Below are 8099 nucleotides of genomic sequence, written 5' to 3'. Positions count from 1 at the left end.
ACGGCGATATCGGCCCCCATCGCGCCCGGCTCCTTCAGCAGGCACAGCGCCAGCAGATCGGTCGCGACGACGGCGATCCCGCCCGCCTGATGCAAGGCCTCGCATTCGGCGGTGAAATCGCGCAGATCGCCGTAGGTGCCGGGATACTGGAAGATCGCGCCGAAGACATCCTCGGGCCGCAGATCATCGACCGGCCCGACGATGACCTCGATCCCCAAGGGCGCGGCCCGCGTCTCGATGACCGAGACGGTTTGCCGGTGCAGGTTCTCATCGACGAAGAAACGCGCCGATTTCGACCGCGCCAGACGCTGCGCCATCGCCATCGCCTCGGCGGCGGCGGTCGCCTCGTCCAGCAGGCTGGCATTGGCGACGGGCAGGCCGGTCAGATCGGCAACCATCGTCTGGAAATTCAGCAGAGCCTCCAGCCGGCCCTGCGCGATCTCGGGCTGATAAGGGGTATAGGCGGTATACCAGGCCGGGTTCTCCAGAATGTTGCGCTGGATGACCGGCGGGGTCACGGTGCCGTAATAGCCCTGCCCGATCAGGCTGGTCATCAGCCGGTTCTTCGCGGCGATTTCGCGCATCCGCGCCAGCAGTTGCGCCTCGGTCAGCGCGGGCCAGTCCAGCGGCTCTTCCTGCCGGATCGAGACCGGGACGGTCTGCCCGATCAGCGCGTCCAGGTCCGCCGCGCCGACCAGTTTCAGCATCTCGTCCATCTCGGACAGGGAAGGGCCGATATGGCGCTTGTTGGCAAAATCGTAAGGGTTGAACCCGGTCGGTTTCCATTTCGTCATGTTCTGGCCCTGTCTTCCAAGAATCGCCCAATCCGGGAACCCCCGGCATCGACGCCCACGAAAAGGCCGACAGGCTCGCGCCGGCCCCTTTCTTCATCACCCAAATACCCAAAAAACCGCGCAAGCGGCCTCGGCGTCAGCCGATCAGGTCGTTATAGGCCGCCTCGTCCATGAAGCCCTCGACCGCGCCCATATCGGTGGGTTTCATGCGAAAGAACCACGCGGCCAGCGGATCGGCGTTCACATCGCCCGGCGTATCGGCCAGACCCGCGTTCACCGCCGTGATCACGCCCGCGACCGGGGCGGCGATGTCGGAGGCGGCCTTGACCGATTCGATCACGACGACATCGTCGCCCGCCCCGACCTCGCGCCCTTCCTCGGGCAGTTCGATAAAGACCACGTCGCCAAGCTGCTCGCTGGCATGGGCGGTGATGCCGACGACGATCTCATCGCCCTCGACGCGCAGCCATTCGTGGTCTTCGGTATATTTCAGCATCGCTTGCTCCTAGCGTTTGTAATGCGGGGTGATGAAGGGAAGGGGCGCCAGCGCGACGGGGATGCGCTTGCCGCGCAGCTCGGCCCACAAGGGGGTGTCCTCGCCCAGCCCCGCCGGCAGTTCGGCCATCGCGACGGGACCGCCGACCGAAGGCCCGAACCCGCCCGAACGGACGCGGCCCACGGGTTCGCCCCCCTGGTCGGTGTCGTGGATGGCGACGCCCGCGCGGATCGGCGCCCGGCCTTCGGGGCGCAGCCCGCGGCGGGTGACCGCGGGACCCGCGGCCAGTTCGTCCAGGATCGCATCGGCGCCGGGAAAGCCACCCTCGCGCGCGCCGCCCCGGCGGCGGACCTTCGGGATCGACCAGCCAAGCGCCGCCTGCGCCGGGCTGGTCTGCGCATCCATGTCGTTGCCGTAAAGCGGCATGCCGGCCTCGAGCCGCAGGCTGTCGCGCGCGCCAAGCCCGATGGGCGCGACCTGCGGGTGGTCCAGCAGCGCCTGCGCGAAGTCCTGCGCCTGTCCGTGGGTGAGCGAGATCTCGAACCCGTCCTCGCCCGTATAGCCCGAGCGGCTGATCCAGACCGTCGCCCCGTTCCAATCGAAATCGCGCGAATCCATGAATTTCATCGCCGCCACGCCGGGGATGAGGGCGGACAGCACCGCCTCGGCCTCGGGGCCTTGCAGGGCAAGCAGGGAACGGTCGGCCACCTCGACCGTCACGCCTTGCGCTTCCAACCGGCGCAGATGGGCGACATCCTGCGCGGCATTCGCGGCATTGACGACCAGATAGAGATGGTCGCCCTTGTTCGCGATCATCAGGTCGTCCAGGATCCCGCCGCCGTCCGAGGTCAGCAACCCGTATCGCTGCCGCCCCTCGGCCAGGCCTTGCAGGTCGGCGGGGACCAGGCTTTCCAGCGCCGCCGCGACATCCTTGCCGCGCAGCACGACCTGGCCCATGTGGCCGACGTCGAAAAGCCCGGCCTTTTGCCGCGTATGCAGGTGTTCGGCCATCAGCCCCGCCGGATACTGGACGGGCATTTCCCATCCGGCATAGGGCACCATGCGCGCGCCTTGCGCCACATGCAGGTCGTAAAGAGCGGTTCGCCGAAGATCGGCCATGAGCATCCCCCAAATCCCTCCGCCCCCGCATCGTGCCGGAACGGGCGGCCCGTGGCCGCGGTTCGATGCCCCCTCTGTCCCTGCCCCGCGTGCGGGGCGCCTGAGATCGTTATCCCTTCGGCGGGCGCATGCGCCGCTCTCCAGAGTGTTTGCGGGAAGAGGTCTTTTTGCCTGAGAGTTTACCGGGGCGGTTGCTCCTTCGGCCCTGGGGTTGCCAGCGTCTCCCACTTCCTTCGAAAGTCGTAGACAATGCGCTAGAGGCTGGCAAGGATTTTTCACCGCCATGCGCGCCGCGCCGGTTGCACGGCCGCATGGGTATTTGGGTGATGAAGAAAGCAGGCCTTTCCCGAGGGATGGCAGGCCCGTCTAGACCGAGATGTTCGACGCGCCGCCGTCCAGCAGGATGTTCTGGCCGACCATGAAGCGCGCATGCTGGCTGCACATGAAGGCGCAGGTGGCGCCGAAGTCCTGCGCCTGTCCGTAGCTGTTGGTGGGGATCGTCGCCTCGCGGCGGCGGCGGGCCTCGTCGATCGTGATGTCCTGGCTTTTCGCCACGCCTTCGTCCAGGCTGTCGGCGCGGTCGGTGGCATGGATGCCCGGCAGCAGGTTGTTGACGCAGACGCCCGAGGCCGCGACCTGGCGCGACATGCCCGCGACGAAGCCCGTCAGCCCCAGCCGGGCGGTGTTGGACAGCCCCAGCACCCCGATGGGCGCGCGCACCGATTGCGAGGTGATGTTGACCACCCTGCCCCAGCCGCGTTCCATCATCCCCGGCACCAGCGCCTGCATCAGCGCGATGGCCGAGAGCATGTTGGCGTCGATGGCCGCGATGAAGTCGTCGCGGCTCCAGTCCGTCCATTGTCCCGGCGGGGGACCGCCCGCGTTGGTGACCAGGATATCTGCCTGGCCCAGGGCTTGCAGCACGGCCTCGCGCCCCTGATCGGTGGTGATGTCGCCTGCGACCGGCGTGACCTGCACCCCGAAGCGGTCCGCGATTTCGCTGGCCGTCCGCTCAAGCCGTCCGGCGTCGCGGGCGTTGATGACCAGATCCACGCCTGCTCCGGCCAGCGCCTCGGCGCAACCGCGGCCAAGGCCGCGCGATGCGGCGCAGACCAGTCCGCGCTTGCCCTTGATTCCCAGATCCATCCGTCGACCCCCCGATTTTTGCGAATAAATGCGGGCCAAGCTAAGCCAGAAGCAGGCCGGCTTGTCCAGTGCCGCCCCCTGTCAGGACGCGCTGGATGGCGGCCTGCAATTCATCGGCGCGGATGGGTTTTTCGATCAGGGGCACGCAGATTTCAGCGCAGGCGCGGGCGATTTCGGCATCGCGGCGGGCGGTCACCACGATGGCGGGCAAGGGGCGGTCCGCGCGCTGGCGCAGGCTGCGGATCGCGGCCAGGCCGGTGTCGCCGTCGTCGAGGTTGTAGTCGGCCAGGATCAGGTCGGGGGCGGCATCGTCCAGCGCCTGCAACGCCTCGGCGCTGCCGCGCACGATCCGGGGCACCATGCCGAAGCCGTCCTGCAGGATCATCTGATAGGCGCGGCGCATACTGGCGTCGTTTTCGACCACCAGCACCCGGCACCCGCGCAGGGCGATGGCGGAAGGCGCGGGCTGGGGCGCGGGGCGGCCTTCGCCCCGCAGGATACGGGGCAGCCCCACGCGGAAGACGGTGCCCCGTCCTGGCCGGCTGTCGAGCGAGATCGGATGACCCAGCTTGGCGCAGGCGCGGCGCACGATCGACAGGCCAAGGCCCATGCCGGGCACGTCGCCCTGGCCCTGGACGCGCTGGAATTCGTCGAAGATACGGCTGCGGTCACCGGCGGGGATGCCGATTCCGGTGTCGTGGACCTCTAGCCAGGCTGTGGCGCCCGCCCGCCGGACGCCCACCAGCACCCGTCCCGCCGGGGTATACTTGATGGCGTTCGAGACCAGGTTCTGCGCGATCCGGCGCAGGAAGGTCGGGTCGCTGTCCACCACGGCGCTGGTCGGCACGAAGGCCAGCGCCAGGCCCTTCGCTTCGGCCATCGGCGCGTATTCGTCGGCAAGGCGCTGGAACAGGCGGCCCAGTTCGACGGGCTTGCGGTCGAATTCGATCCGGTTGCTGTCCAGCCGCGAGATGTCGAGGACGGCATGCATCAATTCCTCGACCGATTCGAAGGCGCCGGCAAGGCGCCCGGCCAGTTCCTGCTGATATTCGTCCAGCCGGGTATCGGCCAGCGCCGCCAGGAACAGCCGCGCCGCCGAAAGCGGTTGCAGCAGATCGTGGCTGGCGGCGCGCAGGAAGCGCGTCTTGGAACGGTTGGCCTCTTCGGCGGCGGCGCGGGCGACGGCCAGTTCGCGGTTGCGTTCGGACAGGTCGTTCATGGCGCGGCGCAACTGGCGGGTGCGGGCCTCGACCTCTTGTTCCAGCGCGACGGCGGCCTGGAACATCGACCAGGCCGAGCCACGGCTGTCTTCCAGCCGGTCGATGCGCTCGATCAGGACATCGGTGATGCGCGACAGCTTTTCGACCCGGCGGGCGGGCGAATCGCCGTCGCGCAGCAGCCTTTCGGGCGGCACCGTCATCGTGCGCCGCGCGGGCTGGCGCCGGGCGGCATCAGGGCCATGCCGACGAAGGTCTGGTTGACGTGCATGCCGCTGTGCTGTTCGCCATAGGTGTTGAAGCCCGCGACACGGTGGTCGCGGAAGATGGCGGACATCCGGTCCAGCTTGCCCGCGCGTTCCAGCGCAAGCCGGCGCAGCACGCAGTCGAAGCCCAGGATCATCACCGGCGGGCGTGGCAGTCCGGCGACGGCATCGGCAAAGCCCTGCGTCAGCCCCTCGGCCCGGCCAAGGCGCAGGATCGTGCCCGCCTCGATCACCGACATCAGCTCCAGCCCGCCGTCGGAGGTGACGCCGCGGATGGCGCGGACGTGGTGGCGGCGGCCCATGCGCAGCAGCAGGGGATGGCGCGCGAAATCGGGGGGGGTCATGCGCGCCAGGTCCAGCCCGGCCAGCCGCGCGTATTCCTGCGCGGCGGGTTCGGCGTTCAGTTCCAGTATGGTGCGGTTCTGCGGGTCGGCGGCAGTCACGACCGCGCATTCGCCGGTAGGGCTGAAATGGGCGAAAAGCACCTCGGCCAGGGCAAAGTCGGTCTCGATCAGGATGAACAGCGCCGCGCCGCCCTGCCTGCGGCCATCCAGCACCTGGCAGGTGCGGCCGAAGCGCAGCCCGTCGGCGGCGGAACCGCCCACCACCGGCACACCCGGCACCGCCGCGTCCAGCGTGGCGACCAGCACGTCCTCTTGCCGGGCGTGGCCATCCGCCAGCAGCACCCCGAAGACCGAGCGGCGCGCATCCGGCGCAAAGCCCGCATGGAAGCGCCGCAGCCTTGCCATCCAGCGCGAGACGGGGATCTGTTCCTGCTGGCGCAGCACGCAGACATCCGCGCGAAAGGAACGGGCGGGAAAGCCGATCGCGGTCACGGTGTCGGCGGCATAGCCCCCCGGCCCGATTTCCCCCGCCGAGGAACAGCCGACGATCCGGCAGCCTTCGGGCAACCCCGCCCGCAACTGCCGCGAAACCGGCCCAAGCCGCCCCGCGTCCGAGGCAAAGAGCAAGACCAGCGCCGGGCGCGCCGGGGCCAGGTCCTGCAACAGCCGCTCGGCCAGCGCCGGATCGCCGTCGCCCACCGCCACCACCACGGGACCGGCGGACGGCAGGAGCCTGCGCAGCGGCTGCGGCAGAGCCGGGCGGATCGCGGCGGAACCGGGGCTCATGCGGGATCGAACAGGCGTAGCGTGTTGGCCAGCAGAACCGCCTGGGTGCGCCGCCGCGCGTTGATCTTGGACATGATGGCCGAGATATGGGTCTTTACGGTGGCCTCGGCGATGGACAGCTCGTAGCTGATTTCCTTGTTCGCCTTGCCCTGGCAGATCAGGCGCAGGATCTTCATCTGCTGCGGCGTCAGGCTGGCGAAGCGGCGGGCCAGTTCGGCGCGGGCCTCGTCCTCTTCGGCGGCGGCCTCGGGTTCGTAGCTGTCGGGGGTGACGCGCTCGCCCTCCCACATGCGGCGCAGGCTGTCGACCAACGCCTCGCGGCCCAGGCTTTTCGAGATATAGCCCTGCGCCCCCGCCGCCATCGCCACCCCGATCATCGCGTTTTCCAGGTCGGCCGAGATCATCGTGATGGGCACATCCGGGACCTGCCTGCGCAGCGTCACCAGCCCCTCGGCGCCGCGCGCATCGGGCAGGTTCAGGTCCAGGATCACCGCATCGGGCGCGCCGAGGTTGCGGATCTGCTCGACCGCGGCGGCAAGGTTGCGGGCAGTGCGGACGGTCTTCAGCCCGAAGCTGATCTTGAGCGTCAGCGCCAACGCATCGCACATCAGCGGGTGGTCGTCGACGATCAGGATTTCCCGGACACGATCCGCCGACAGCCGGGGGGGTCTGGCTTTTTCCTGCAAGATGGACATGGACGTCGTTTTCCCCTCCGCTGAAAACGGCGAACGGCTTGCGTTCCCGCCCGTTACTATCGGGGGAACACGGCCCGGTCGCAAGGGGCAAGCCGGGCGCCGGTCCCGGCAGGTCCTACCAGTAGCCCACCCCCTTGCCCCGCGCCAGCTTGCCCTGCGCGACAATCCACACCACCAGGTCGAAACCCGTTCCGACGGCCAGCATCACCGCCCGCCGGGGGTGCAGAAGGCCGCGCGGATCGCGCAAGGCGCGGGCAAGGCGCTTGGTCAGGAAATGGAAGGGCACCCAGCCAAAGGGCCATTTCGGCAGGCGTCGCGCCAGCACATCGCCCAGCCAGCCACCGTCCGCCGCGGCGCTGGCCAGCGCGGGCATCCGCGCCGGGGGCGGGCGGTCGCGCAATTCGGCAAAGACGGCGGCATTGATCGCCGATCCGATCACGATCCGGGTCTGGTGCCGGACCACCCCGGCGACGGTCCGTTCGGATTCGTAGACATGGAAGGTGTCGGCCCCGTCGATACGGCTGAAATCCTCGTCCTTCGTCAGCGCATCGGTCAGCACCATCGCGCGCAGGAAGCCGTCCTCGACCGGCAGGCCGACGGGCAGATGGAACCTGCGCGCGCATGGCGCGGGCATCGCGTAAAGCTGCCCGCAGATCGAGCTGCGCCAGTCGTCCAGCCCTCCGCCGCCCGCCGCGATCAGCTTTTCCCCGAAGGATCCCGGCTTGCGGTCGAAGTCCAGGTCCTTGACCGGCTGCGAGTTGACGGCATGCAGCCCCGGCCTGCCCGCCAGCGCATCCGCCAGCCTGGCGATGCCGCCCTGGTCGGGCAGGCGGATATCGGCGTCCATGAAGACAAGGACATCCGCAGCGGGCCGCGACAGGTCATGGACAAAGCGGTTCCAGGTGCGCGACTTGCCCCCTTGCGGCAGGTCCAGGACCTCGACCCCCTCGAACGCCGCCCCCTGCGCAATCGCCACGGTCCGGTCGCGGCATCCGTTTGCCAGCACCAATATCCGCAGGCCGTGCCCGGCATATTCCTGACGGCGCAACTCGTTCAGGACACCGGCGATGCCACCGGCTTCGTCATGGGCGAAAATTCCGATATCCAGCAACATGGTAACCACGAACGCAACTGAACGGTATGGTCAGGAAAACACAGGTCCGAAATCCGATCAACTTGACGATTCGAACAGTAGCGCCGTTGGCGAAATCTTCATGAATTTGCGCAAGGCTGGGG

7 protein-coding genes, 1 pseudogene and 1 riboswitch are annotated in these 8099 nt (G+C 68.6%); all 8 genes and pseudogenes read right to left on the bottom strand.

What is annotated here, in order from left to right; all coding sequences use genetic code 11:
* Positions 1-794: pseudogene (locus tag Q0O97_RS03330) on the bottom strand (glycine dehydrogenase (aminomethyl-transferring)); the annotation flags it as partial.
* A 136-nt stretch (positions 795-930) separates the two neighbouring features.
* Positions 931-1287, bottom strand: a complete 357-nt coding sequence (gene gcvH, locus Q0O97_RS03325) for a glycine cleavage system protein GcvH (protein ID WP_294924842.1) — start codon at positions 1285-1287, stop codon at positions 931-933.
* A gap of 12 nt (positions 1288-1299) precedes the next feature.
* On the bottom strand, positions 1300-2409 hold the full coding sequence (gene gcvT / locus Q0O97_RS03320) for a glycine cleavage system aminomethyltransferase GcvT (RefSeq protein ID WP_294924836.1): 1110 nt from the start codon (positions 2407-2409) through the stop codon (positions 1300-1302).
* A gap of 149 nt (positions 2410-2558) precedes the next feature.
* A riboswitch (glycine riboswitch) is annotated at positions 2559-2646 on the bottom strand.
* A gap of 129 nt (positions 2647-2775) precedes the next feature.
* On the bottom strand, positions 2776-3555 hold the full coding sequence (locus tag Q0O97_RS03315) for an SDR family oxidoreductase (protein ID WP_294924833.1): 780 nt from the start codon (positions 3553-3555) through the stop codon (positions 2776-2778).
* A 40-nt stretch (positions 3556-3595) separates the two neighbouring features.
* Positions 3596-4975 carry a hybrid sensor histidine kinase/response regulator gene (locus Q0O97_RS03310; RefSeq protein ID WP_294924830.1) on the bottom strand — a complete coding sequence of 460 codons (1380 nt, stop codon included), beginning with the start codon at positions 4973-4975 and terminating at the stop codon, positions 3596-3598.
* Positions 4972-6168, bottom strand: coding sequence for an FIST N-terminal domain-containing protein (locus Q0O97_RS03305; RefSeq protein ID WP_294924827.1), 1197 nt, complete (start codon positions 6166-6168; stop codon positions 4972-4974). The genes Q0O97_RS03310 and Q0O97_RS03305 overlap by 4 nt, the downstream gene beginning before the upstream one ends.
* Positions 6165-6863, bottom strand: a complete 699-nt coding sequence (locus Q0O97_RS03300; RefSeq protein ID WP_294924824.1) for a response regulator transcription factor — start codon at positions 6861-6863, stop codon at positions 6165-6167. Before Q0O97_RS03300 ends, Q0O97_RS03305 begins: the two co-directional genes overlap by 4 nt.
* Before the next feature lie 115 nt (positions 6864-6978).
* Positions 6979-7977, bottom strand: a complete 999-nt coding sequence (locus tag Q0O97_RS03295) for a glycosyltransferase (RefSeq protein ID WP_294924821.1) — start codon at positions 7975-7977, stop codon at positions 6979-6981.
* Between the last annotated feature and the right edge of the window lie 122 nt (positions 7978-8099).

The sequence above is a fragment of the uncultured Paracoccus sp. genome, assembly GCF_945915435.1.
Classification (GTDB): Bacteria; Pseudomonadota; Alphaproteobacteria; order Rhodobacterales; family Rhodobacteraceae; genus Paracoccus.
The sequence above is the reverse complement of the archived record's forward strand: the minus strand, read 5'-3'. Positions and strand labels throughout refer to the sequence as shown.

Excerpts from the sequence above, each read along its gene's own strand:
- gcvT (WP_294924836.1), bottom strand. The coding sequence starts at position 2,409 with ATGGCCGATCTTCGGCGAACCGCTCTTTACGACCTGCATGTGGCGCAA.
- Q0O97_RS03315 (WP_294924833.1), bottom strand. The coding sequence starts at position 3,555 with ATGGATCTGGGAATCAAGGGCAAGCGCGGACTGGTCTGCGCCGCATCG.
- Q0O97_RS03310 (WP_294924830.1), bottom strand. The coding sequence starts at position 4,975 with ATGACGGTGCCGCCCGAAAGGCTGCTGCGCGACGGCGATTCGCCCGCC.
- Q0O97_RS03305 (WP_294924827.1), bottom strand. The coding sequence starts at position 6,168 with ATGAGCCCCGGTTCCGCCGCGATCCGCCCGGCTCTGCCGCAGCCGCTG.
- Q0O97_RS03300 (WP_294924824.1), bottom strand. The coding sequence starts at position 6,863 with ATGTCCATCTTGCAGGAAAAAGCCAGACCCCCCCGGCTGTCGGCGGAT.
- Q0O97_RS03295 (WP_294924821.1), bottom strand. The coding sequence starts at position 7,977 with ATGTTGCTGGATATCGGAATTTTCGCCCATGACGAAGCCGGTGGCATC.